The 25989-nt window shown below is 70.2% G+C and carries 20 protein-coding genes; 10 read left to right on the top strand and 10 right to left on the bottom strand.

The genetic code is table 11. The features are described from left to right. The first annotated feature begins 103 nt into the window (after window positions 1–103). Window positions 104–2752, top strand: a complete 2649-nt coding sequence (locus tag ACMCNO_RS14235; protein WP_412749895.1) for a discoidin domain-containing protein — start codon at window positions 104–106, stop codon at window positions 2750–2752. A gap of 18 nt (window positions 2753–2770) precedes the next feature. Here ACMCNO_RS14235 and ACMCNO_RS14230 read toward each other — a convergent pair whose 3' ends face one another. The 7 genes from ACMCNO_RS14230 to ACMCNO_RS14200 all read right to left on the bottom strand — a co-directional run bounded on the left by ACMCNO_RS14230 (window position 2771) and on the right by ACMCNO_RS14200 (window position 12173). After that, window positions 2771–3739 carry a hypothetical protein gene (locus ACMCNO_RS14230; RefSeq protein ID WP_412749894.1) on the bottom strand — a complete coding sequence of 323 codons (969 nt, stop codon included), beginning with the start codon at window positions 3737–3739 and terminating at the stop codon, window positions 2771–2773. Window positions 3740–3852: 113 nt separating this feature from the next. Beyond that, the gene (locus ACMCNO_RS14225) at window positions 3853–5682 is read right to left on the bottom strand and encodes a hypothetical protein (protein ID WP_412749893.1); all 1830 of its coding nucleotides are present in this window, start codon (window positions 5680–5682) and stop codon (window positions 3853–3855) included. A gap of 163 nt (window positions 5683–5845) precedes the next feature. Next, window positions 5846–7753, bottom strand: coding sequence for a B12-binding domain-containing radical SAM protein (locus tag ACMCNO_RS14220; RefSeq protein ID WP_412749892.1), 1908 nt, complete (start codon window positions 7751–7753; stop codon window positions 5846–5848). 50 nt (window positions 7754–7803) lie between these two features. Continuing rightward, window positions 7804–8127, bottom strand: a complete 324-nt coding sequence (locus ACMCNO_RS14215; RefSeq protein WP_412749891.1) for a hypothetical protein — start codon at window positions 8125–8127, stop codon at window positions 7804–7806. Between the two features lie 427 nt (window positions 8128–8554). Further along, window positions 8555–9232, bottom strand: a complete 678-nt coding sequence (locus tag ACMCNO_RS14210; protein WP_412749890.1) for a response regulator — start codon at window positions 9230–9232, stop codon at window positions 8555–8557. Window positions 9233–9245: 13 nt separating this feature from the next. Beyond that, window positions 9246–10844: a sensor histidine kinase gene (locus ACMCNO_RS14205; protein WP_412749889.1), complete on the bottom strand. Its 1599-nt coding sequence runs from the start codon at window positions 10842–10844 to the stop codon at window positions 9246–9248. 171 nt (window positions 10845–11015) lie between these two features. Then, window positions 11016–12173, bottom strand: coding sequence for a hypothetical protein (locus ACMCNO_RS14200; protein ID WP_412749888.1), 1158 nt, complete (start codon window positions 12171–12173; stop codon window positions 11016–11018). A gap of 780 nt (window positions 12174–12953) precedes the next feature. Between ACMCNO_RS14200 and ACMCNO_RS14195 the strand changes: the two genes are divergently transcribed. The 3 genes from ACMCNO_RS14195 (at window position 12954) to ACMCNO_RS14185 (ending at window position 14656) form a co-directional block, all read left to right on the top strand. Beyond that, window positions 12954–13337, top strand: coding sequence for a cysteine dioxygenase (locus ACMCNO_RS14195; RefSeq protein ID WP_412749887.1), 384 nt, complete (start codon window positions 12954–12956; stop codon window positions 13335–13337). Between the two features lie 199 nt (window positions 13338–13536). Continuing rightward, window positions 13537–14268, top strand: a complete 732-nt coding sequence (locus ACMCNO_RS14190; protein WP_412753700.1) for an endonuclease/exonuclease/phosphatase family protein — start codon at window positions 13537–13539, stop codon at window positions 14266–14268. A gap of 151 nt (window positions 14269–14419) precedes the next feature. Continuing rightward, the gene (locus tag ACMCNO_RS14185) at window positions 14420–14656 is read left to right on the top strand and encodes a hypothetical protein (protein WP_412749886.1); all 237 of its coding nucleotides are present in this window, start codon (window positions 14420–14422) and stop codon (window positions 14654–14656) included. 25 nt (window positions 14657–14681) lie between these two features. On the opposite strand, the gene ACMCNO_RS14180 is transcribed toward ACMCNO_RS14185, so the two are convergent. Next, complete coding sequence (locus ACMCNO_RS14180) at window positions 14682–15149, bottom strand: DUF4265 domain-containing protein (protein ID WP_412749885.1); 468 nt, start codon at window positions 15147–15149, stop codon at window positions 14682–14684. A gap of 183 nt (window positions 15150–15332) precedes the next feature. Next, window positions 15333–16520, bottom strand: coding sequence for a methyl-accepting chemotaxis protein (locus ACMCNO_RS14175; protein WP_412749884.1), 1188 nt, complete (start codon window positions 16518–16520; stop codon window positions 15333–15335). 437 nt (window positions 16521–16957) lie between these two features. On the opposite strand from ACMCNO_RS14175, the gene ACMCNO_RS14170 reads away from it, so the two are divergent. From ACMCNO_RS14170 to ACMCNO_RS14145, 6 genes are all read left to right on the top strand, one after another. Then, window positions 16958–17974: a glycosyltransferase family 2 protein gene (locus tag ACMCNO_RS14170; protein ID WP_412749883.1), complete on the top strand. Its 1017-nt coding sequence runs from the start codon at window positions 16958–16960 to the stop codon at window positions 17972–17974. Window positions 17975–18060: 86 nt separating this feature from the next. Next, entirely contained in the window at window positions 18061–20274 is a 2214-nt protein-coding gene (locus ACMCNO_RS14165; protein ID WP_412749882.1) for a glycosyltransferase family 39 protein, read from the top strand. Next, window positions 20271–21608 (top strand): lipopolysaccharide biosynthesis protein, encoded by a 1338-nt coding sequence (locus ACMCNO_RS14160; protein ID WP_412749881.1) that lies wholly within the window; start codon window positions 20271–20273, stop codon window positions 21606–21608. Before ACMCNO_RS14165 ends, ACMCNO_RS14160 begins: the two co-directional genes overlap by 4 nt. Continuing rightward, on the top strand, window positions 21605–22894 hold the full coding sequence (locus tag ACMCNO_RS14155) for a glycosyltransferase family 4 protein (protein WP_412749880.1): 1290 nt from the start codon (window positions 21605–21607) through the stop codon (window positions 22892–22894). Before ACMCNO_RS14160 ends, ACMCNO_RS14155 begins: the two co-directional genes overlap by 4 nt. Next, window positions 22891–24048 carry a glycosyltransferase family 4 protein gene (locus ACMCNO_RS14150; protein WP_412749879.1) on the top strand — a complete coding sequence of 386 codons (1158 nt, stop codon included), beginning with the start codon at window positions 22891–22893 and terminating at the stop codon, window positions 24046–24048. The genes ACMCNO_RS14155 and ACMCNO_RS14150 overlap by 4 nt, the downstream gene beginning before the upstream one ends. 46 nt (window positions 24049–24094) lie before the next feature. Next, window positions 24095–24841, top strand: coding sequence for a phosphotransferase family protein (locus tag ACMCNO_RS14145; protein WP_412753699.1), 747 nt, complete (start codon window positions 24095–24097; stop codon window positions 24839–24841). 14 nt (window positions 24842–24855) lie between these two features. Here ACMCNO_RS14145 and ACMCNO_RS14140 read toward each other — a convergent pair whose 3' ends face one another. Continuing rightward, the gene (locus ACMCNO_RS14140; RefSeq protein ID WP_412749878.1) at window positions 24856–25890 is read right to left on the bottom strand and encodes a lactonase family protein; all 1035 of its coding nucleotides are present in this window, start codon (window positions 25888–25890) and stop codon (window positions 24856–24858) included. Window positions 25891–25989: the final 99 nt, after the last annotated feature.

The following is a 25989-nucleotide window of genomic DNA, read 5'->3' as shown; positions in this document are numbered from 1 at the left end:
CCGGACCAGAAGGAATCCCCCGGCACCGCGCCAGGTCGGCAGTGGGTCAAGCCCACGCTCTCCGGCCGAACGGTGCCGCCCTCGTCATCCTTTGGGAGAATCAATGAGTACAACGCAGTGTCGGCTCCCGGGCCTCCGGTTCGGACGAATCGTCGCGCCGCTCGGCGTGGCCACCCTTGCCGGCTCCATCCTGACGGTCGGGATCCCGGCCGCACACGCCAGCGACCAGCTGCTGTCGCGGTCAGTCGCCTCGCCTGGCCCGTCGCCCACATCCGGGAACTGGACCACGGTGTGGACCGACGACTTCAGCGGTCCTGCCAATGCTGCGCCGTCCGCAGCGAACTGGCTACTGCGAACCGGCACGTCGTACCCCGGCGGTGCCGCGAACTGGGGCACCGGCGAGGTCGAGACCGCGTCATCGTCCACGGAAAACGTCTACCTCGACGGCGCCGGCAAGCTCAACATCAGGGCGGTCCGGGACGCGTCGGGCGGCTGGACCTCCGGCCGCATCGAGACGCAGCGCACCGACTTCGAGCCGGCCGCTGGCCAGATGCTCAAGTTCACGGCCGTCCTCAAGCAACCGGACGTGGCCGAGGGATTGGGATACTGGCCCGGCTTCCGAGCGACCGGGGCCGCGTACCGCGGCGCGTACGACAACTGGCCCAGCGTCGGTGAGACCGACATCATGGCCGACGTCAACGGCCGAAGCCAGCTGTCGCAGACCCTGCACTGCGGCACCGCGCCCGACGGACCGTGCGGCGAGTACAACGGCCGGTCCAGCGGCTTGGCAAGCTGTCCCGGCTGCCAGACCGGCTTCCACGAGTACACCCAGGTCATCGACCGCACCCGCGCAGACGAGGAGCTGCGGTTCTACCTCGACGGCCGCCAGAGCTGGGTGGTGCGCGAATCGCAGGTCGGCGTCACGGCCTGGAACGCTGCCGTGCACCACGGCTTCTACCTGCGCCTGGACCTGGCCATCGGCGGATCGCTGCCGAACGCGATCGCCGGCCGGAACACGCCGACCACCGAGACCACGTCGGGCGGCATCCTGAGCGTCGACTCGGTCACGGTCGCCCGTGCGTCCGGCACCACCCCGGTCACCATGACCGATCCGGCGACCGCGCCCGGCGCAGGCACCGTCAAAATCACCGGGGGCCAGGGCGACTGGAAGCTACAGGTGAACGGAACGCCGTACCAGATCAAGGGACTGACCTACGGTCCGCCGCAGGCGGCCGCCGACGGCTACATGCGCGATCTGCACAGCATGGGGGTGAACACGATCCGCACCTGGGGTGTCGACGACGCCGGCACTCCGACGCTGCTCGACCGGGCCGCCGAACAGGACATCAAGGTGATCGTCGGGCACTGGCTCAACCAGGGCGCGGACTATGTCCATGACACCGCGTACCTGAACTCGGCGAGAAACGAGATCCTCAACCGGGTCAACGCGCTCAAGAACAATCCCGGCGTCCTGATGTGGGACCTCGGCAACGAGGTGATCCTCACCATGCAGGACCACGGGCTGTCGGCCGCCGAGGTCGAGGCGCGGCGCGTCGGGTACGCGAGGTTCGTCGACCAGCTGGCCCAGGCGATCCACGCGGCCGACCCGAACCATCCGGTGACCTCCACCGACGCCTACACCGGCGCGTGGCGCTACTACCAGCAGTACTCCCCCGGCCTGGACCTGCTGGCCGTCAACTCGTACGGCGCCATCGGCAACGTCTACGACGACTGGGTCGCGGGCGGCTACACGAAGCCGTACATCGTCACCGAGGGCGGACCCGCCGGCGAGTGGGAGGTGGCCAACGACAGCAACGGCGTACCCATGGAACCCACCGACCTGCAGAAGCGCGACGGATACACCGACAGCTGGGCCGCGGTGAACGCCCATCCGGGCGTGGCGCTGGGCGCCACCGAGTTCCACTATGGAGTCGAGAACGACTTCGGCGGCGTCTGGTTCAACACCTATACCGGTGGATGGCGCCGGGCGGGATACCACGCACTCAAGCAGGCGTACACCGGAGAAGCGTCGCCGAACACGCCGCCCCGGATCACCGGCCTGACGGTGAGCAACCAGACCGCCGTGCCGGCAGGCAGCACGTTCACCATCGAAACCTCGACGGAGGACCCGGACGGTGATCCGATCCGTTACAACGTGATGTACAGCAACAAGTACGTCAGCGGCGGTGGCGGGCTGGTCCACGTGTCGTTCACAGACCACGGCGACGGCTCGTTCACCGTCACCGCACCCGAGCAGTTGGGGGTGTGGAAGGTGTACGTCTACGCGTTCGACGGCCAGGGCAACGTCGGCATCGAGCAGAAGTCGATCAAGGTGGTGCCGCCCGTCGTCTCGGGCACGAACCTGTCCGCGGGGCGGCCGGCCACCGCGTCGAGCTACCAGCCGACCGGCACCAACGGGCCCCAGCTTCCGGCGTACGCGGTCGACGGCGACTACCGCACCCGGTGGGCCAGCGAGTGGGTCCCCACCGCCTGGCTCCAGGTCGACCTCGGGTCGACCCAGTCCTTCAGCCACGTCCAGTTGGCGTGGGAGACGGCGTACGCGAACGCATACACGATCCAGTCCTCGACCGACGGCACCAGCTGGACCTCGATCTACTCCACCACCAACGGCAATGGCGGATTCGACGACCTGAGCCTCACCGGCTCCGGCCGATACGTCCGGGTCAACTGCACCAGCCGAGCCACCTCGTTCGGATACTCCCTGTGGGAGTTCGGCGTCTATCGCAGCTGAACAACCGGTGGCGCAGGGTCAGAGCGGCTGCATGTCCTCCGGGTCCGGCCAGGTGATGAACTCGCGGCCGAGGCCGGACTCGCGGACGTGGTGCCACAGGTCGTTGAGCACGTAGTGGCGGGACCAGTCCAGGTCGCTGCCGTGGGCCTGGTAGTACGCGATGGCGAGCATCGCACGGTTGTGGACGGCGGGGTCGCCGGCCTTGTTCCGGCCCTCGGCAACTCCCGAGTAGAAGGCTTCCTTCAACTCGTCGGCGGTGCTGGGTGCCCAGTCGATGAAGCCCTTCGCCTGATCGGGCAGACCGCAGACCTGCCACATCACGCCGTAGCAGAAGCCCTGCTGCTCTTGTAGACGCTCGCCGGTGCCGAAGGCGTTGACCACCTCCCAGCCGATGATGATCGCCGAAGCGATCATGCCGATCGGCCCGAGCGCTTCACCCAGCAGCACCACGGCCGCCTCCTCGCTGGCCCCGGCGGCCAGGGACAGGTAGCCGAGCACCTCGGCGGTGTCGCCGATGACGTGGGTACCTTCCAGGCACAGGTGCACGAATTCCCGGAACTGGCTCTCGTCCATGTGCACGTCGACGTCGGGCGCGGCACCGCCCGCCGGGACCTGCTGACCGCTGCCGTCGGTGTGGGCACCGGTGTCTGCGGCGGTGGGGACGTTCTCGTTGGTCTGCGGCGGCGTGGTCCAGTCGTACCGGGAGGCGCCGGTGACGATGGCGTCGCGCAGGTCGGTCCAGTACTCGACGAGCTGGGCCTGGCTGGGATCGTCCGGGTCCAGTTGCCGCGGGGCGTGCGGGAAGAAGCGGAAGAAGTGGCTGTCCACCGTGGCGCTGAGGAACTCGTGATACATCGCGTTCCACTGCCGGACCAGCTCGGCCTGAGCCGGGTCGTCGGGGTCGAGATGCTGGGGGGCGTCCGGGTGTTGCAGACGGAACTCGCGGTCGACCTCGGCGATCACGAACTCGTGCGACGGAAGTGCCATGACAGCATGATCGCCCCCGTCCGGAGCTGTGTCCCGCGCGAATGGGCCACCCAAAGGGGCGGAACAGGGCCGACGTCTCCGTCAGCCCGGACGACGCCGACGCCTCCACCGGCTCACCCCGTGTCGGACGTCGACGCCCGGATCGGATTCGCGGGTCGAATGGCCGGCCGGCTGGTCGCGATCCCGGCGCAGGTGGCGGCTACGGCCGCCAGTGCGCGGATGCGGCAATCACGGTCTGCCACCTGCCGGGCGGTGGCGAGCGCGAGCCGCAACGGGCGAATGCGTGCCGGTGCGGGCATGGCCGCCGCCAGGTGCGCGAGGGCGATCGCCCGCTCGTAGGGCTCCACGATCGCGTCGGCGACGGCGAGCGCCGCGGCACGATGGGGGTCCTGGGCCGCGGGCGGGAGGTGGACGACGTACTCGGCGATCGCTGCCACGCGTTGCGCCGGGTCCTCGATGGTGGCGGTGTCCGCGACCACCCGGCGGCGCCCGTCGCCGTCGAGCCCGGGGAACAGGTCCCCCAGCACCGGTGCGCGCCAGGCGGGGTCGGGAATCCCGAGCGCATGCTCCAGCGCGCGGGTCGCCTGGGCGGCGGTCAGCCGGGGCAGCACCGCAGCGATCAGCCACGCCCGGTGCCAACTCTCGTGCGGCAGCGCGGCGGTCTCGACGACGGTGTCGACCTGGGCGACGGTGAGATCACCGGCGAGCGCGGCGAGCGTGAGCGCCGACGGGTGGTCCAGCCAGCCACGGGTGCGGACCAGCCGGGCGAGGAGGTCCGCCGCCGCCCGCCGCCGCTGCGCAGGCGACAGGTACGGCTGGACCGCCAGCAGGCCCTCGCCGCCGCCGATGTGGTCGAACCGGCGGTCGCGCAGCAGGTCGAGGGCCCGTTCGAGCTGCGCGGCGTCGAGGTGCGGTGCACAGTGGCGCAGCAGGCCGAACTCGCGGGTGTCGCCGCCGCTGACCAGGTCGAGCACCATGTCGTGCTGCTGCCGGTCGAGGAGCGGGGCGAGCGTCCCGACCACGAGCGCCCGGAGCGAGGGCTCCCGATCGCGTAGGCACTCACGCAACGCGTCCCGGGCCGCGGCGGCGCGCTCGGGCGGCGGCAGGTGCGGCGCCAGCCCGGCCAGGGCACGAGCGCGGTAGATGCCGGTACGGATGTCTCCGGCGAGCGCCAGCGCGGTGCCCCGCCGGTCCGGCGGCAGCAGCGGCGCCAGCTCCGCCAGCGCGAACGCCCGCACCGCCTCCTCCGGGATCCTCGGCAGAAACGACAGGATCTCGTCGAGGCCGGCGGGCGGCAGGCTGGCCGCGGCAACCCGGAGCACCTGGTAGTGCGCGCGCGGCTCCTGTTGCGCCGCCACCGTGCGCAGCGTGGCGACCAGGCGGTCCGGCGGCAGGTACGGCGCGGCCCAGGCGATCAGATCGTGCGCCTCGGCTGGCACCTTGACGGCGCGCCGCACCGCCGCCGCCACGACGTCGTCGCGCTGCGCGTCGGGCAACCGGTCGACGAGGTGGCCGAGCGCTGCCAGCCGCGCCCCGGCACCCTTGGTCTTCGCGACGACCGCGACCACCTCGGCCACTTGCGCCCGGTCCAGGTGCGGCGCCAGGACGCGGACCAACTCCACCCGGGTACGGCGATCAGCGCGGGGAAGCACCGCCAGCAGAGCGGTCATCTGCTTACGGTCCAGCACCGACACGATCTGCCCGACCGCCTGGACCCAGTCCAGGTTCGGCTTCTGTGCGGCGAACACGCGGACCAACTCGTCGATGGTCACGGGCGTCTCCGGCACCGGCGGTTCGGGCCACCGCCCTCTCAGGTGCGCGTCCAGGTCCTCGACCGCCAGGCGCAGGGTCTCCCCCACACCAGAAGCGATCTTGGCAGTGGCACACACCCGACGGGCCAGCGTCAGCAGGCGTGCGAGGTCAGCGTCGGAATGGTCAGCCACAGCCGAATCATGCCGCACCCGGCGAAGGACAAGACCCGCATCGCGCAAGCATGGGGGCACGCAACATCGGCCCGCTCGGCCGTCAGGGCTGCGGCCCTTGCGCAGCCGAGTGCCCGGTATCCGGCATCAGGCGTGGGTACGTCGTCCACGAATCGACGGACGATCAGCCGCTGAACGCGCGCACGAGGGTTGGCTCGTGGGCCATCAACCGTGGCAGGAGCGCCGAGTCGACCGTGTACGCGCCGAAAACGCCGGACGCCTGCCGCGTCAGGACGACGGTCCCCTCCCGGAGCAGGTTCGCGTCGAGCCGACCCCCCGACTGAAGGCGCCCGAGGACCTCTGCGATGTCGACCTTCGAGGTCAACGCCACCCAGCTCGCTCCCCGCGTCAGCGCACTTTCCCGGGGAATGGCCTCACCTTTGACGAAGGACAAGCGACACGATTCGTAATCGAGCAGGGCACGCAGGACGTGCGACTGCCAGTCCGCGAACGTACGTTGCCCGCCGATCCACGCCTCCAACAGCGGGCGGAGCACCAGCCAGTTGCCGTGTAGATCGCCGCCCTCCCAGTCGAGCTGCTCGCGGGCGATGCCACCATGGTCGACGACCGTGTCGTAGAACGACGGCACCAACTCCTCGCCGCAGAACTGGGCGAAAGCATTGATCGTCAGCGGCGCGAGCGCGACGGCGTGATGGAAGAACATCTCCACCTGCGCGAGCTGCGGCGGTGTCCCCGTGCCGGTCGCAGGCGTGAAGTAGCCCGAAAAGAATTGTGGGTCCTGGGCGACCGCGGCGATGTCGGCGGCGGGGACGTCGGTGAACGGGTACTCGATCCGCAGCGCGTCGAGGTCGAAGTCGCCTGCCGGTGCGGTCTGCGTCAGTCGTGACGGGGGGAACAGCCGGAGTCGGTGGAACTGAACGGTCTCGGCACCCAACAGCTTCAGTCGCGCCCCCAGGGCGATCGTCCCCGACAACTGTCTGGCCGACTCGGCGGGGAAGCCGATGATGAAGGAGCAGGTCGCGGAGATCCCGTGGTCCCTGAGGTCCTCGATTGCCGCGGTTGCCGCACCAACGTCGAGGTGCTTGTCTATGGCGTGCTGCACCGACTCGTTCGCGGATTCGATTCCGAAGAAGAGCTTCCAGCAACCCGCGGCCTTCATCTTCGGCAGAATGCCGTCCAGGCGGAGATCCGTCCGCGAGTTGGCCATCCATTCGACCGGCAACCGGGCGGCCACCATTGCGTCACACAGTTCCCCGACGAACCGCTTGTTGACGGTCAACAGGTCGTGCACCAGGATGAAGCTGTTGTAGCGGTGACTCTCGTGGAGATGACGCATCTCGTCGACGATCCGGCCGGCCGGCTTGACTCGGTATCTGCGCTGCCAGAACGGCGCGGTGGCGCAGAATGTGCACGCGAAGGGACACCCGCGGCCCGCTTCGATGTACATGACCCTGCGCACCGCATCCACCGGGACGGTCCGGGCGTAGCGATCGAGATCGATGCATGACTCTGGAATCCGCCACATCGGCGGCAGGACGGACAAGTCGAGAAGGTCGCCTCCGGCATTGCGGTGAATCGTGCCGGCGGCCCGGTAGCAGAGACGTGGGATCCCGCGCACGGGATCGCCGTGATCCAGGGCGTCGAGCAACTCGGCGAAGGCGAGCTCGCCCTCACCTTCGATGACGAAGTCGAGTTGGCATATGCGCCCCAGCGCCTCCGTGCCCAGCGCGCCGAAATGCGGGCCACCCGCGACCGTCACGATCGACGGATCAAGCGTCTTGGCCAGTTTCAGCAGTCGCTCGGCCTGCAGGCTGTTGCTGTACATCGAGGTCACCGCGACGACGTCGGGCCGCAGGCCCCGCAGCGCGGCGGTGAAGATCGCGAGGTAGTCGCGCGGGGTCTGGTCGGGCCCGTCCGCCACCACCTCCAGGTCGAGGTCGAGGATGCGGACATCGTGGCCGAGATGCAACAGCCATGATGCGAGAGTGCACAGGCCGAGTGGGGGTGTGACCTCGCGACTGGGCATCAACGGCGGGTGCACGAGCAGGACGTTCGTCACGCGTTCCCCCACCCGGCTCTCATGTTTCCGGCCCTCTCACCACATGCGGGAGTCGCACCGGATCAGGCAACGATGACCTTCGCCGTGGCGGAGGCGATCAGCCGGGCAAGCGTCGGATCGTTCAGCCGCGCCAGGCCTTCGATGTCCGCGGTCACGGCGACGACTGTTTCGACACGCGCCCCCTCGCGGAGGTACAACTGCACCAACGTCTCGCCCTGCGCCGAGGAGCCGACCCGCACCTCCATCACGTCAGCACTGTCGACGCGCATGGCCACATCCCGGTATCCGCGCTCCGGCCTGATATCGATCTGACCCGAAGCACGCTCCGACAACCCTTCGGCGGCGGTGTCAGGTACGTATCCCGTGACCGCCAGACGTTCCTCCATCGAATCTCCCTACCGAGACGAACGTTACGGACGTGCACGAACACCCGGTACCGGCCCACGCTTGCCAACAGCCGAGGCAGGGCGACGACGACTGCGTCCGACCGGGACCCGGACCGGCGGAGGAGGGCTCGCCGCCGGGAACGACGCCCGGCGAGGCAACCGGCGGCGCCTGAGAAATCGCACGGCCCGCACCCCCCTGGCGTGCCGAGCGTGCCGCCTCCCGAGGCGCGTACTCGAGGTGCCGCGCTCGCCGACAACAGGCTGCCAATTCTACCGTTATTGTCGCAATCGCGCAGGGCGGCAGCGAAGTACCGGCCGGCGCCAAGCCGACGGCTGGGCGCCGCTGGAACGGAGGTCGGGCGTCCCGACGATCAGCAGATCGCTGCATTCTCCGGTGAACGCCACCGCGGCCGATCGCTGACCGACATCATCTGCCCGGCCGCAGGCCGGCGTCGCGGGCGAGGATGGCGGCCTGGACACGATTGGCGCAGCGGAGCTTCGTCAAGATGTGCCGCACGTGCGTCTTGACGGTGCCTTCACCCATGTAGAGGCGCTTCCCGGCCTCCGCGTTCGACAGCCCTAGGCCGATCATGCCCAGGACGTCACGCTCGCGTTCGGTCAGCTGGTTGACCAGGTGGCGCGCTTCGGCGATCTGGCTTGCGCTGGTGACAACGTACCGGTCGATCAACTCTCGGGTGATGCGCGGCGAGAGAATGGCGTGCCCTTCAGCAGCCGCGCGGACGGCACGGATGAGCTCCTCCGGGCCGGTGTCCTTGAGCAGGAATCCGGCGGCTCCGGCCAGCAGAGCCCGTGCCACGTACTCGTCCTCGCCGAACGTCGTCAACATCAGGACCTGGACCGACGGGGCGCGGGCGGACAGGTGCTCGGCCGCGGTGAGGCCGTCCATCTCGGGCATGCGGACATCCATGAGGACCACATCGATGTCGTGGCGGGCCACGACATCGATGGCCTCCGCACCGGTGCCCGCCTCGGCGACCACCTCGAGGTCGTGGGCGTGACCCAGGACCAGGCGCAGACCGGCACGGACCAGCGCCTCGTCGTCGGCGAGCAGGATCCGGACTGGTCGGACGGCAGCGTTGATCATGCAGGTGTCAACCTCACGAACCGGTGGTGATGGGAAACTCGTCCATGACGACCAGGCGGTCGCCCTGGAAGCAGTACCGGAGGATCCTCTCGACGTCATCCCACTGCTGGGCATAGACACACGCCGCCCCGGCCGGTGGGCGCGTCTCGATCCCCTTGGCGGCCAGCCGGGCAACCGGATCGTCCTCGCCGATGGCGGACATCACGTCGGCCTGGGTCATGCCGATGCGGACGGGTTCCTCCGGCGAGTCGTACGGGTCGGCGCCGGGCACCAGGATCGATGCCGCATCGAGCACCACCGAGACGAGCGCGGGCACGCCGAGCAACCCGGCAGCCAGAACCGCCGCCACGCCACGGGCATCCCGGAGTCGCCGCAGCCCGCCGCGTGCGTGCCGTGGGCCGAGAAACGGTGGCGCGGTCCTGCCCGAGTTCCCCGTCGGCAGCGTTTCCTCCGGTCCGCCGGTCACGGGAACATCCGTCAGGGGAAGTTCGGCCCGTACCTGAAAGCCGCCGTCGGTCGTCGGGCCGGCGGCGAAATCCCCGTTGAGCAGGCGCACCCGCTCCTGCACGCCGACCAGGCCATGCCGGGTGCTCCGGACCGCGGGTGCCGGCGTCGACGGCCGACCGTTGCCGATCAGGATCCGGATCCGGTCACCACTGCGATCGATCTGCACGGTTGCCACGGCTCCGGGCGCATGCCGATGAATGTTCGTGAGGCTCTCACGCACCAACCGATGCGCCGCCTGCCGGACGGGCAGCGCGACACCCCTGAGATCATCCCCGTGCCACGTGAGGTCGACCGGCACCCCTGCCGACCGCGATTCGTCCACCAACCGGGCCAGGTCGGCCTGAGTGCCGGTCTCCTGCACCGGCTGTAATTGTGCCTGCACCGGCTCTGCGGCGCGCAGGATGCCCAGCGACGTGCGCAGCTCCCGCATCGCCGACTGCACCGTGCTGCGGATCAGGCGGGCCTGGTCGGCTCCCGCGGGTGCCTGCTGTGCCGTTGCGAGCTCCAGCGCGCCGGCGTGCAGGGCGATGAGACTCAGCCGGTGACCGAGCTCATCGTGCATCTCCTGGGCGATGCGGGAGCGCTCCTGCAGTCGTGCCGCCGAGTGCGCCAGCCTGTAGTTCTCCTCGAGGTAGTGGGCGCGCTCGCGCAGGGCGCCCACGAGCCGATCCGCCTTGCCCAGCAGCAGCTGCACGCCGACCGGCAGTCCAAGGCAGACGATCAGCGCCACGGCGTGACCGACGGCGACGATCGACCAGCCGTACTGGGCGGAGGCGAAGGCCGCGCCGAAGTCGGCGAGAACCGCCAAGCCGAAAGCGGTCAGCCGGCGTGTCGGCCGGGTCTCTGCGGCGGCACGGAATGCGGCAAGAGCCAGTAGGCAGCCGGACACCGGCCAGACACCGAACAGTCCGGCGGCTCCGACGAGAGACACCGACGGATATTTCCGCCCGAGTAGTCCCAGAACGACCGCGCCGCCCATGGGCACCCAAATCAAGGGCGATTCGGGCGCACATTCGATGAACGTCCATGCCGGGTCGGACGACAGCCTCGCCGACCCCCAGATGATTGCGGCGAGCAAAACGCCCAGACCCAGCTCACGCGCCACCGCTGGACCGCGCTGAGCCAGTATCCGCCTCACGTCAGTCAATACGGGAGCAGCCGGTTCGATGGTTCACGCAACCTGGCCGTCGTTGTCCGTTGACCCGACCGCGGATCGAACCGACGGATACCGCCGGGCGAACCGCCCGGCGGTATCCGTCGCCCCTGACGCCGCTCGCTATCGGCGTCCTGCGCCAATGTCAGAGGAGGTGACATTGCGCAGACCGTCCGTGGCTGCGACTCGCTCAAGATCATTCATCGTCTGAGCCGCGCCGGCGGAGTCGGTACGGTTCCCGCTCCCCGCCTGACTGCCCTGGTTCTGGTTACCATAGTTGTTGCCCTGGCCATTGTTCCCGGAGTTCTGGGCGCCATTGTTCTGGTTTCGGTTGTTCTGGGACTGGTCGTTGCAGCGCCGCTGGCCGTTCTGGTTCTGGCCGTTCTGGTTCTGGCCGTTCTGGTTCTGGCCGTTCTGGTTCTGGCCGTTCTGGTTCTGGCCGTTCTGGTTCTGGCCGTTCTGGTTCTGGCCGTTCTGGTTCTGGCCGTTCTGGTTCTGGCCGTTCTGGTTCTGGTTCTGGTTCTGGCCGTTCTGGTTCTGGTTCTGGTTCTGGCCGTTCTGGTTCTGGCCGTTCTGGTTCTGGTTCTGGTTCTGGCCGTTCTGGTTCTGGTTCTGGTTCTGGCCGTTCTGGTTCTGGAGCTGGGCCACTGCCTGGCGCGCCTGGCGCAGCGCGCGGAGGGCCGCGGCCCGTTCGCTCCGGAACCGGTTGATCGCCGCCTGGGCCGCGGCCTTGGTGTTCTGGACCGCCTGCTGAGCCGCTGCGTTACCCGGGTTGGCCGCAGCGTTGCGCTGTGCCTTCCGGAAGGCTTGCACTGCCGCCCGCGCCTGGCCCCGCGCCGCACGGAACCGTGTCAACTGCGCGAAGAAGGCCTGGCGCGCAGCGTTCGCGCGTTGCCGCGCCTGCTGCAGGTCGTTGCCCTGCCCCTGGTTCTGTCCCGCGTTGCCGCGCTGGTTCCCGCCGCCTTGCTGATTGTTCCCGCCGCCCTGCTGATTGTTCCCGCCGCCCTGCTGATTGTTCCCGCCGCCCTGCTGATTGTTTCCGTTGCCGTTGGCCTGACCGCGCTGCTGGCCAGCACCGCCCTGTCCAGCCTGGGCACCCTGGTTGTTGCCGGCGCCCGCGCCGTTGCGTCCGGCTGGCAGCAGGACACAGTTGTTCCGCCCGGCACTGCCGTTCTCCCCCGCAGAGCTGATTGCCGGAATGCTGGCTACTGCCCCCGTGGCCGCCGCGACGGCCACGACGACGGCAATCTTGATTGGCTTTCTCGTCCTGCCTGAGCGCATGGTTTCACATCCCTCACACTTGGCTTGATTTGCATTGCTGCTGGCCGGTGATACGGCCCACGCCAAACGTTTGGTTCAACGATCTACAAATCTTTTTTGACGCCGAAAATATGCGGAACCACGCCTGCCCCGCACCTGCCGGCACGGGGATCATCAATATTCTGGAATGCCCGTACAGAGAATGGGCGCATTTCTCGCAACAATGGCAAGCCATCCACGACAAGGATGGCAGATACCGCGACCCGGCTCCTCTACCCGATGACTCGACTGCCTCTTCCATTCGATAGAGAGCCGGCCACCCGACACGACGACGGACGGGCCTTCGGCGTTCGGACGTGAGGCTCCCAGCAGCCGCGCCGCGGTGACCCTGCGGACGACGGGCGACCGGGCGCCACGACCATCGGCGCAGGCTGGACCCCGGCTGGGAACCAAATCTCCCTCTTATGGCAGAGGGGTCCTAGCCGTCAGGTAGAGGAAGGGGCCAGGCCCCACGGGCATTCTCGGTGCAGACCAGTCGGGCAAGACCCGGGATCAAGCCCGAAGCTCTTGCCGCGGGCGAGTTGCAGAGTCGCGCGATCCCCTGTCCGAAAGGCCGAGGATTACGTAACTTGGCGCGGATTCGAAGGGATGGGCGATGGTGCAGGGGACAACTGGAAAGGGTCGCAGCGGGAAGAGCGTGATCGGTGCCGTCGGTCCGGACATCGTCACTCTGGCTGGGACTGCATCTCAGGACTTCGAGAACGCGAGTGACCGATGTGGAACCCGTCCCGGGGCGTCGCGATGACATCGGCGTCCCGGATTGATTGCCTGGCGATCGCCCACAGGTTCGCTGCGGAGCCGTACGACTGGCCGGTCGCACCGCGGTTTCGTCCCGGCAAACGCTGGTCGGTTCGACTCCTCGACCGCCCCGACTACGAGGTGTGGCTGACAACCTGGCTTCCGGGGCAGGGAACCAGCTTCCACGCGCATGATGGAGGCGGCGCGGTGCATGTCATGCGCGGCGAGCTGATCGAGCTGGTCCAGCCGGACGACGACGGCGAGCCGGCCGCCATTCACATGCTTCGGTCAGGATTCGGTCGTCTGCTCACACCTGGACGCCATCGCATCGTCAACCAACGGCCGTTCGTGGCCGTCAGCGTCCACGTACTCGCCGGACGCGCGTGATGTCGCGCCCCTGCGCCGCGTCGCCGGCGGGCAGTAACGATCTGCTGCGCCGTCAGAGTCTCCACCGGCGCCGCGGGGACCAGCATCTCGATCAACCGATCGTTCATGATCGCGGGTGGCTCTGAACCATTTGAGCCATGCCTCCGCGTGTACTGACCGCGCCGAAACGTCGCGGGGATACCTTCTCGGTGTGCGCGTCATGACCTTCAACATCCAGCACGGCCAGGGCGCCGATGGCAGAGTCGACCTCGCCCGCATCGGTGAGGTGGTCCGCGCGGCTGACGTCGAGGTGGTCGGGCTACAGGAGGTCGACCAGCACTTCGATGTCCGCAGCCATTTCCGTGACCAGGCTGCCTGGCTAGGGCGCCGGCTGAACATGCACGTCGCGTTCGGCGGCAACCGCCAGCGCTGGCCGCGTATCCCCGGCGCGGGGTGTCGCCAGTTCGGCAACGCGATCCTCTCGGCGTTCCCCATCACGGACCGCGAGAACATCCCACTGCCCCGGACCGGCGTGCACGAGCAGCGGGGGCTGTTACGGGTTCGGATCGAGATCGGCGGCATTGTCTGGCAGGTGTACGCCACCCACCTACAGCACAACGATCCCGACGAACGGCTTCTCCAGGCCCGGGCCATCCGACAGATCCTCGGCACGCTCGAGCATGCCGTCGTGCTGGCCGACCTCAACGCCCAACCCACCACACCGGAGGTACTGGCCCTCACCGACGTCCTGACCGACAGCTGGGCTGCGGCCGGGACCGGCCCTGGATACACCTCGGCGAGCCCGGCACCCACACAGCGCATCGACTACGTCCTGCACTCCCCCGATGTGCGCTCGCGTACCGCGGTCGTGCTCACCTCACCACCGGCGAGCATCGCCTCCGATCATCTGCCGGTGGTGGCCGACCTGGACCCGGGCCCAGCCCAGAGCTGACGGATCAGCACGGCCGGCCCCGGCAGCCGGCTCCACGATCAACACATGGAACGCGCCGACCCTCGAGGAGACGTACGCGATCCGTGCCTGAGTCCGAGCAGATGGAATCCAGGGGTGAGCGGCGGCGTCGTCGGGCCGCTTGAACAAATCAGTGGCGCGACGCGTCGGCTACACCGGGGTGGGTGTTGACCTGCGCACCGGCTCGCCTACGCCGTCGCAGGTGCGCGACACGGTGCGCAGCGTGTTCGCCGATTCCCGGTACCGCCGCGCAGCCGAGGCGGTGGGTAGGGAGCTGCGTGCCACGGATGCGCCGCGGGCCGCGGCCGACCTGCTCGAAGACCTGATCCACAGGAAGCGGCCACAGTCCGGCGCGCGCCGGGAGGTCTGACTCCGGGCGCGGTGCGGCACATCGGCTAGTCGCCCCATTCCCAGTTCAAGTGACCCTCGGCCGCCAGCTTGTCGAGCGAGCCGACCAGTTCCTGGGCGTCCACGCCGGGCGCGATGTCGAACGCGATGAACCGGTCGCCGTGGTGCTCGTGCGCAATCCCGAGGAATTCCGAGACCGTCACCAAGGCGTCGGTGAACCCGGCCAGCTCGCTCACCTCCTTGGGCTGCCACATCACGCGCAGTACCCGGTGGCCCGACCGCTCGTGCACCCGGATCGGACCGCCGGCCGGGTCGAGCGCCAGCACGTCCAGGTAGGCCAGGCCGTCGGTCAGGAACGGCACACACACGATCCGGAACAACCGCTCACCGAGGTTCTTCAGCCAGAGCTGCTCGACCTGGCCGGTCAGCCGAGGTGCCAGGCTGACGTACGCCGTGTCGAAGGGTGGATCCCATCGGCTCGGTTCCTGGTGCACCACGTAGACGGGTTCGGTCACCGCCAGCTCCCATCGTCCGGCACCTCCGTACAGGAGGAGGTACTCCTGGATCGTCCGCGGGGGCCAACGATTCGTGCCCGATCGACCCTTGCGGATTCCTGGGAACGTACCTGTCCCTCTTTCCGCTGTTGCACGGGGTATCGCATCCGGCACCCGCCCCGGCTGAGCGCCCACCGGAACGGTTCAGTTCCGGAAGACCGAGGCCATCTCGCTGAGGCGGCCGGCGGTGCGGCTCAGGCCCTCGACGGCCTCGCGGCTGTCGACCGCCGCCCCACGGACCTCGTTGGCGGCTGCGCCGACGGCGTCGATCGCCCGGCTGATCTGCTCGGCGCTGACGCTCACCGTGCCGGCGCCGGCCACCATCGCAGCCGTCGTCGCGGTCTGCTCCTCGACCGCCGAGGCGATCGTGATCTGCCGCTCGGCGATCGAGCTGATGACCCCGGAGAAGCCGGTGACCACGGTGACCGCTTCGTCGGTGTCGCGCTGGATGCCCTCGACCCGCCGGGCGATCTCCTCGGTCGCGGTGGCGGTCGCCTGCGCCAGTTCCTTGACCTCACCGGCCACGATGGCGAAGCCGCGGCCGGCCTCGCCGGCACGCGCCGCCTCGATGGTGGCATTGAGGGCGAGCAGGTTGGTCTGGGCCGCGATTGCGTTGATCGTCCGAACCACGTCGCCGATCAGCTGGCTCGACTCGTGCAGCCGGGTCACGTTCGCGGTGGCCTGGTCGATGCCGGCCACGGCGGTGTCCGCGGCGCGGGAGGCGGCCGACGTGTTGCTGCTGATCTCCTCGATCGCCACGCGCATCTGCTCGGTCCCCGTGGCGATCGCGTCGACCTCGTCGCTGGTGCGGCGCGCCTCGCCGGCGACCGACTCCAGCTCGGTGGCGGTGGCCCCGGCGGCCTCGGTCATCGTGGCGCTCGCCCGTTCCAGCGTGCCGGAGTAGGCGGCGAGCTCCTCGACCGCCTGCCGGATACCCGCGACGGTGGCGCCGAGCTGGCCCATCATCGTGTTGAAGCTGGTTGCCAGCAGAGCCAGCTCGTCCTTGCCGAAGACGAGCATCCGGGGGCTGAGGTCGCCGCTCGCCGCTGTCGTGATCATGTGAGCGCAGTGCTTGAGCGCCCGGACCAGGGTCATCCAGCTCGACATCTGCAACAGCACGCCGAGCGGCGCGAGCACGAGCGGCACCCACAGGGCGAGGCTTGCCACCAACTCCAGTTCTGCCCGGCCGGCGGAGCCGGCCGGGAGGCTCTCGGCGACCGCGCCGACGGTGAAGTGCGTGTACAGGCCGAGGCCGAGCGAGCCTCCCACCAGGCAGAGCAGTGCGGCGGTCGTACGCGGCTTCACCGGCACCTGGTCAAGCAGTCGGAACATCGGTTCCCCCTCGTCTTCCGGCGAGCTATCGGCCGGTAGGCGGGTTAGTTGAGGAAACGCGCCGAACCGAAACACAGGAGTACGTGCCGAGCTCGCGCCCGGCGTCCAGAGGACCCTCACCACCGCCGGCGGAATCCTTATTGGGCGATGCGAGGCGAACCGGAGATCGCGGCATCGTCCCACCGGCCACCTCCGGCCCACCAGCCTCTCCGTGATCGACAGGTCGTCCGGTCGGGTCGAACCAGCACCGAAACGTGCTCGGCAGAAATGGCCGCGGGGACTACATCGCCAACGGTCCCCGATGGCACCCTAGACGAAACGTGAGCAAAGTTCCGTTTAGTCCTGGGTTGTCGTTGGCCCGTTTCGGAGGTTCAGTTGCGCCCAGTCCCCCCGGCGACGCAGCCCGGCCACCTGCTGCGCGCTCGGCAGGCGAAGCCGTGACGGCCGCCGCGCTGTCGCGGCGCGCCGGGCTCACCGTCAGCGTGGTGATCTGCGCATACACCATGGAGCGCTGGGCCGACATCATCGGCGCCGTCGAGTCCGTGCGGGCACAGACCCATCCGGCGGACGAGGTGATCCTGGTTGTCGACCACAACCCGGAGCTGGCCGCGGCCGCCCACGCCGCGTTCCCGGATGTACGCGTGATCGGGAACGAGGAAGACCGGGGCCTGTCCGGGGCGCGCAACACCGGAATCGGGGAAGCCCGCGGCGACATCGTCGCGTTTCTGGACGACGACGCGGCGGCCGGACCCACCTGGTTGCAGACTCTGCTCGCCCACTACGACGACCCGGGCGTGCAGGGCGTGGGGGGATCCGCCACGGCGGTGTGGAGCGGCGGTCCACGGCCACGGTGGCTGCCCGCCGAGTTCGACTGGGTGGTCGGGTGCACGTATGTGGGTCAGCCCACCGCTCCGGCAGTCGTCCGCAACCTCGTCGGATGCAACATGTCCTTCCGCCGTGAGGTGTTCACCCTGGTGGGCGGTTTCAGCGCGGCGGTAGGACGGGTCGGCCGGCGCCCACTCGGCTGCGAGGAGACCGAGCTGTGCATCCGGCTGGGCAACGCGCTGCCCGGCGGGAAACTGCTCTACGACCCGGCGATCAACGTCATGCACCGGGTGAGCCCGGATCGACGCAGGTTCCGCTACTTCCGGTCCCGTTGCTACAGCGAGGGCCTGTCCAAAGCCGTGGTGTCCCGGATGGTCGGCGCGGCCAGCGGACTGTCCGCCGAGCGCACGTATGTCCGCAGCGTGCTGCCCCGTGGCGTCCTCCAAGGACTCCGGCAACTCGTCTCGCTGCATCCGGCGGGGGGCGCCCGCGCGTTTGCGATCATGTTCGGGCTTGCCGCCACGTCGCTGGGGTACGCGCGGGGCATCGCCGGCAATACGTGGGAGCACGCCGCCGTCGCGGGGGCGGCCGAATCGCGAGGGCTGCAAACCAGCCGTGGTAAAGGGTGACGGCGGCGACCGAACACGCGCCGGCAGTGCCGCTGACCGAGCATGCCGCAGACCGACGACCGGGTGCCACGGACCGCCTCGCGGCGGTGTCTCTGCTGGCCGGTGCGGGACTGTCCGTACTCCTGCTCGGCCTGGCGGTGACCGCGTCCCGGTCGGGCCACGCCGAGTACGGGATGATCCTGTTCGTCGCGGCCGTGACGGTGCCGTTCGTGGTCTCCGCGACGATGCTGCTGCGCCGGCGGCTGTCCGCGCCGGTGCGGCGGTGGGCCGTCGTGGTGGTCGGCGTGCTGCCGACGCTGCTCTACCGGCTGACCGACCCGTTGCTGCTGACCAGTTTCGACGAGCAGTTGCACCTGCGCACCTACCGGGACCTGCTGACCGACGGTCCGCTGTTCAGCCCCAATCCCCTGCTCGCGGCCAGCCCCTACTTCCCCGGCCTGGAGCTGTTGACCCTGGCCCTGCAACGGGCCACCGGCGTGCCGACGATGGTGACGATCACCCTCGTCGTGGTGCTGTGCCGGCTGGTGCTGGTACTCGCGCTGTACCGGCTGGCCGAGGCGATCACCGGTGACGCGCGGTCGGCGGGGGTCGCGGTGTTGTGTTACGCGGTCTCGCCGCAGTTCTACCTCTTCAACTCCCTGTTCGCGTACCAGACCCTGGCGCTGTCGTTGGCGGTTGCCGGCCTGTCGCTGCTGGTGCGCGCGGCGCGCGCGGAGCGGAACCCGGCGTGGCCGACCGCCGCGGCGCTGGTGTGCTTCCTCGGCGTCGCGATCACCCATCACCTGACCAGTTGGATCAGCGCGGCGGTACTGCTGGTCTGGCTGATCCTGGGTGAACGCCGGGACCGCAGGGTGGTCGGCGTCGTGGCAGCGGGGACCTTCGCGGCCGTGATCGCCCAGGCCATCCCGATCGCCGGGCAGTTGCGCGGCTACTTCGGCCCGATGTTCGGTGGGGCGCTACATCAGGCCGCCACGATGCTCGGCGGTAGGGAACGGGCGCTGTTCAGCGACGGAGCCGGGGCCGCCACACCGGGGTGGGAACGGGTGATGCTCACGGCGTACGCGGTCGTCTGCACCGCGGCCGCGGTCGTGGCCGGGGTGGCGCTGCTGCGGCACGCATGGCGCCGCCGCCATCGCCTGCTCGCCGTGGTGGGCCTGCTGTGCCTGGCGTACCCGGCGACGTTCGCCGGACGCCTGGCGCCCGAGGTGGCGGAGGTCTGCGACCGGGCCAGCACGTTCGCTTTCCTGGTGTTGTCGCTGGGCATCGCCTGGCTGGTGAGCCGCCGCGCAGAACCGGTGTCCGGCGCCACGCCGGTGCGCGGCCGGCGGTACACCGCGGCAGTCGTCGCGGTGGCCGGACTCGCCTCCGTGGGTGGCCTGCTGCTCGGCTCGGGACCCGACTGGGCCCGCCTGCCCGGCAGCTTCCTCGTCGTAGCGGACAGCCGGTCACTGGACGCGGAGACCCTCGCCGCCGTCGCGTTCAGCCGCGACCACCTCGAACCCGGCAGCACGATCATGGCCGACCGGATGCCGGCCACCGTACTGGCCTCCACCGCCCGGCTCTGGCCCGACGTGCACCCGCGCGCGGGCATCGAACCCGCCATGCTGTATTTCTCGGACACCTGGGGACCGGAGCAGACCCGCACGGTCACGGCCATGGGCCTGCGCTATCTGTACGTCGACACCCGCCTGGCCGAGGGCCTGCCGCACCGGCGGTGGTACTTCTATGCCGGGGAGACGCCGCAGCAACGACAGCTCACCCCGGCCGCGTTGACCAAGTTCGCCGCCGTACCCGGGATCGTTACGGTCTATCGGCACGGCCCGGTGGCCATCTACGACCTACAGGGACTGGGTGGCACCACGACCACCCACGGCTGGACCGGCGACCGGCATCCGCAGCCCCGGCGCGACGCGCTGCTGGGCCTGCTCGTCGGCACGGTGCTCCTCGCGTTACGGGCCAGCGTCCGGCGCGGTGGCCGGGCATTGCTGGACGCCCTGGGCGGCGCCGGTGCCGCGGCCACCGGCATGGCCACGGTGGCGCTGCTGACCGGGGCGGCCGTCGCCGCCGGATTCCGGCCGGGCTGGCAGTTCGCCGCCCCCATCGCGCTCGCGCTCGCGGTCTCGGCGCTGCGGGGCGAACGCCTGCGACTGGCCCGGCCCGGGCCGGCGGTGGTGGCCGCGGCGCTCTGCGCGGCCGCGATGGCGGTGGCGGGCGCGGGCCTGGCCGTCCTTTCCGCTCGGTCGGTCGACGTGGACCGCGTCGCGACCATTCTCACCGAGGCACGGCAGGAGGGCCGATGAGCGCCGCGACGTGGCGCGGGCGGCTCGGTGCCGTACGCCGCTCCCGGGTCACCGCGATCGCCGGCTCGATCGTCGGCACGTCGGTCGTCACCAGCGCACTGGGCTTCGTGTTCTGGACCGTCGCCGCGCGCAGCCTGCCCGCCGCGACCGTCGGCCAGCTCGGCTCGGCCACCGCCGCCTCGCTGCTGCTCGGCGAATTCGGCATCCTCGGCTGCGGCACCCTGCTGATCAGCCATCTCGGCACGGCGTCCCCGGTCCGGCAGCGCCGCCTGCTGGTCACCGCCGTGGCGGTCAGCACCGGCGCCACCGGGCTGCTCGCCGCCGCTTTCGGGGTGGGCGCCTGGCTGCTGATTCCCTCGTTCGCCTTCCTGGCACCAGCCCGGGCGACGTTCTGGTGGCTGCTGGCCGCCGCCGCGCTGACCGCCCTGGGCGGCGTCCTCGATCAGGCCATGCTCGTCCTGGGCCGCCCGGTCAACCAGGTGATCCGCAACGCGGTGGCCAGTGGGCTGAAGGTGCTGCTGCTGGCCGCCGCGCTGCTCGCCGGGTATTCCGGGGTGGACTGGCCACTTGCGGGCTGGGTCGTGGGCCAGGTCGCCGCGTGCCTGCTGGCGGCCCGCGCCGCGTGGCGGCTGACCCGGACCACACACCGGGTGACCGTGGGCGAGGTCCGGGGCACCCTCCGGCGCTACTGGCCGGAGGCGGCCCGCCACCACGGGATGAACGTGGCGCTCGCCGCCCCGTCGGTGCTGCAGCCGGTGATCGTCGCGGCGGTCGTGACGGCCGAGTCGAACGCGCTGTTCACCACCGTACGGCTGGTCAGCACGTTCGCGTTCATGGCCCCGTACGCCCTGGCGATGGGTTTGTTCGCCGCCTCGGCGGACGATCCGCAGGCGGGCAGGCAGCGCGCCCGGGTGGTCTTCCGGATGTCGCTGGCCCTGAGCCTCGCCCTGTATGGGGTCCTGTTCGTCACCGCGCCACTGATCCTGACCGTGTTCGGTCACGACTACGCGGCGGGCGGCGTCACCTATCTGCGGATCATCGCGCTGGGCTGTCCCCTGCTGGTGTTCAAGGACCAGTACATCGCCCGGATGCGGGCCGCCCGCACGCTCGGGCCCGTCATGCCGTACGTGCTGACCGCCACGGCGCTGGAGATCGCCGGAACGCTCGCCGGGGCCATGGTGGCGGACCTCACCGGTGCGCTGGCCGGCTGGCTGCTCGCCCTCGGCCTCGGCGCGCTCTGGGTGTCGTGGCAGGACCGCGCCGCCGATCGGCCCACACCACCCCTGCCCGGACCCCCACCCCGACAACCCACCACCGCTGGGAGCTCCCGATGACCCACCCCACGACGGCCACCCAGGGCCGGACGGACCGCGACCGGGTCACCCGGACGCTGCGCGTACTCATGCTCGCGCAGTTCTTCCCGCCCGACATCGGCGGCGAGGAACGCCACGTGCTGAATCTGGCCACCGAACTGGTCCGGCGGGGGCACCGGGTGAGCGTCGCGACGCAGTTGCTGCCCGGCACCGAGCCCTACGAGGAACTGGACTCCGGAATCCGGGTCCACCGGTTCGCGAGCACCGCGATGCGGCTCGCGGGCCTGTACTCCGACGCGGCCCGCCCACACCACCTGCCGGTGCCCGACCCGGCGCTGACGGGTGCGCTGGCCACGCTGATCGAGCGGGAACGCCCGGACGTCGTGCACGCGCACAACTGGATCGTCAACAGTGCGGTGGCGGTCCGGCGTGGCCGCAGCCGGCACCCGTTCAAGCTGGTCCTGACGTTGCACGACTACAGCAACGTGTGCGCGACGAAGCGGATGATGCGGGCCGGTGTGCCGTGTGACGGCCCGGGCCTGGCGCGCTGCCTGCCGTGCGCCGCCGGGCACTTCGGTCCGGCGGTCGGTACGGCCACCGCGCTGAGCGTGCCGGTGATGCGCCGCTGGAAGAACCACGCGGTCGACCACATCGTGAGCGTGAGCAATGCGGTCGCCGACCGCAACGGTGTGCCCGGCTCGCCGGTGCCGTCGAGTGTGATCCCCAACTTCGTGCCCGACCGACTGCTGGAGGCGCACCCGCAGACCGCGGACCCCGACCTGCCCGAGGGTGACTTCCTGTTCTTCGCCGGGGACCTGATCCGGGACAAGGGCGTGGTGGTGCTGCTCGACGCGTACGCCGCGCTCGGCGCCGGCCGCCCGCCGCTGATCATGGTGGGCCGGCCCAGCCCGGACGTCCCGGCGCGGCTGCCGTCCGGGGTGCGCCTGCACCAGCAGTGGCCGCACCCGAAGGTGATGGCCGCCTTCCGCCGCAGCACCGTCGCGGTGGTGCCGTCCATCGTGCCCGACTCCTGCCCGACCACCGTGCTGGAGGCGATGGCGTCCGGGCGCCCGGTCGTCACCACACGCACGGGCGGCATGGTCGACATGGTCGAGGACGGGGTCAGTGGCCTGCTCGTGCCGCCCGGGGACAGCGCGGCGCTGGCCGCCGCGCTGCGCCGGTTGCTGGCCGACCCGCACCTGCGCGACCGCCTGGGCGCGGGCGGCCGCGAACGGGTCTTGCAGTTCACCGCCTCGTCGGTGGCGGCGCGGGTGGAGAACGTCTATCGGGAGGTCTGCGGGGCATGACGACGACGCATGACATCACCCAGGCGGATGGTGACCGGTTCGTCTCGCCCCGTACCGGGGGGCGGCTGCGCGTCCTGCAGGTCGGTGCGCGGTACCTGCCCGACATGGGCGGCATCGAGATGCACGTCGACGAGGTCTCCCGGCGGTTGGCGGCACGCGGGGACATCGAGCTGACCGTCCTGGCCACCGACCGGACCCGCGCCCGTCCGCGGCGGGAGGCGCACGGGAACTTCGAGGTGTTGCGGGTGCCCGCCTGGCCCTCGAACCGCGACTACTACCTCGCGCCGGGCATCGCTGCGGTGGTGGCCCGCGGCGGCTGGGACCTGGTGCACTGCCAGGGCATCCACACCCCGGTCCCGTTGCTGGCCATGGCGGCCGCCCGGTTCGCGCGCACGCCGTACGTGGTCACGCTGCACACCGGCGGCCACACCTCGACCACCCGCAACGCGCTGCGCTCGCTGCAGTGGACGGCGCTCGGGCCGATGGTGCGCGGCGCCGCGCACGTGGTGGCGGTCAGCCGATCGGAAGCCCGCATCTTCCAGCAACTCGCGCGGGTGCCCACCGAGCGGCTGTCGGTGATCCGCAACGGGGGCGGCCTGCCGCTGAACCAGTGCCGTGTGGAGCCGGTGCCGGGCCGGATCGTCTCCAGTGGGCGGCTGGAACGGTACAAGGGACACCAGCGCGTGATCGCAGCCCTGCCGTATGTGCGCCGGCTGGTGCCCGACGCCCATCTGGAGATTCTCGGTGCCGGCCCGTACGAGGCGCAGCTGCGCCGCATCGCCGCCGAGGCGGGCGTGGCCGACGCCGTGACGATCCGGGCGATCCACCCCGACGACCGCGACGGCATGGCCACCGCGCTGGGCAGCGCGCAGGTGGTCGCGGCGTTCTCCGACTACGAGGCGCACCCGGTCGCGGTGATGGAGGCGCTGACCACCGGACGCCCGGTGGTCGGCTACGACATCGCCGGCATGGCCGACCTGGTGGAGGACGGCCTGGTCCATGGGGTGCGGCCGGGTACCGACCCCGCCGACGCCGCGCGGGCGCTGGTGGCGGCGATGGGCGCCGCACCCCGGCGGCCGATGGCGCTGCCCACCTGGGAAACCTGCGTGGATTCGCTGGTGGAGGTGTACCGGTCCGTGCTGGCGCGCCGCTAGGCGCACGCGGTAAACCCGTGGCGGCGTCGATGATCAGTCCGAGATGATGGCCGGTGTGGATGAGGTCACGGTCGTCGTCGCCCATGACGAACGCGCCACCCTGCGCGTCGGCGACGTGTTCCTGAAGGTCGACGGCGATCAGGCGCGCATCGATGTCGAGGTCGAGGCGATGCGGCTGGCGCCCGTCCCGACCCCCGAGGTTCTGTGGCGCAAGCCGCCCGTCCTCGCGATCGCCGCCGTTGCCGGCCAGGCCCTCGGCCGTCTCGGCGAGCCGTCGCCCGCGTCACCGGCCGCGTGGGCCGCGGCGGGCGCGGCGATCCGGAAGCTGCACGACGCGCCACCGCCGCCGTGGACCGGCAAGAAGCTCATCGGGCTGGACGCGGAGCTCGAGCGCGAATGCGCCTGGCTCGTCGACAGCGGCGTCCTGCCAGCCGACCTGGTCGACCGTAACCGCGAGATAGCCGAGGCCGCGATTCGGCCGTGGACGCCGGTGTTCATGCACGGCGACCTGCAGATCACCCACGTCTTCACCGACGGCGACGAGGTCACCGGTGTGATCGACTGGTCCGAGGCGGCCCCCGGCGATGCGCTGTTCGACCTGGCCACCCTGACCCTCGGGCACGAGGAACGGCTCGGCGAGCTCCTCGCCGGTTACGGCACCGACGTCGACCGGGACGTGATCCGCGCCTGGTGGTCGTTGCGCAGCCTGCTGGCGTCCCGCTGGCTGATCGAACACGGCTTCGACCCGTCCTCGCCAGGCTGCGAGTTCGACGTACTGAGATCGCGGATGTGAGGCGTCCGTCCCGGTCAGCTGGCCGCAATGCCCTCCATCCCTGCGCCATGGGCCGCGACGGGCAGTCCGGTGACGGCGCCGATCCGGGTCAGGCTGCCGTCTGCGGCCGCCCGGTAGCCGTCGATCCGGCCGACGCCGGAATTCTGCACATACAGATAACCGCCGCTGGCGGTCATGTCGATCGGCGCGCCGCCCGGGCTGGCCGCGACTCCCCCGGCGCGGCGCGACAAGGTGACCCGGCCTGTGGCGCTGAGCTCGAACGCGGAGACGTTACCGCTGCCGGCGTTGGCACCGTACAGCCGGCCGGCCAGGGCCTGGATCCAGCACAGTGCCACCTGGCCGTCGGTCACCGAGCTGAACGGGGTCAGCGTCCCGTCGGCATGGAGCCGGTAGTGCGTCACGGCTGAGGTGCCCACTTCGGTGACGACGATGCCCTGCCGGGTGAAATGGAACGCGAAGGGCACGGGGGTGAGGGTGGCTGTGGCGACGACGTCACCGTACGGGCGTCCGTCGCGGTTCAGGGCGAACACGTCGATCGTGTTGTGGTTCTTGGTGGTGACGACAAGGTGGCGGGCGTCCGGGCTGATGCCGACCTGGGCCGGGGCGCTGATGAACACCGGGGGGTTCGCATTGCCCAGGCGCAGGGAGCGATGCGCGTACGACAGGGGCGCCAGACCCGTCCGGGTGATCTTGAAGCCCTGCACCGAGCCGTCGGCGCCGGCGTTGAGCGCGTACAGCAGGTCACCACGTACGGCGATGCTGACCGGGAACGCGCCGCCGGAACCCACCACCTGGCGGCGCACGAGGCGTGTTCCGTCGGCGTCGAAGACCGTCAGGGTGTCGCTGCCGGCGTTGACGGCGTACAGCCGGTGATGGGGCGCGTCGTAGACCAGCGATCCCTGTGATGCCAGCGGGTCCACCGTAGCCTGCAGCTCCGTGCCACCTCTGCCCCCGGTGGGATAGCGGCCCGCCGGTGTGAGGGTGCCATTCCGCGCCCGTTGATATGCCTGCACGCTGTTGCCGCCGGGGTCGTTGAGCTGAACGAACACCGCATGACGCGACGAGGCCCCGGCAGACGCTGCACCGTGGGCGGGGGTGGCGAGACCTGTCGGACCCACCACCATGACGAGTCCACAAGCAAGCATGGC

It is taken from the genome of Krasilnikovia sp. M28-CT-15, assembly GCF_047159595.1.
Taxonomy (GTDB): domain Bacteria; phylum Actinomycetota; class Actinomycetes; order Mycobacteriales; family Micromonosporaceae; genus Actinoplanes.
The sequence above is the reverse complement of the archived record's forward strand: the minus strand, read 5'-3'. Positions and strand labels throughout refer to the sequence as shown.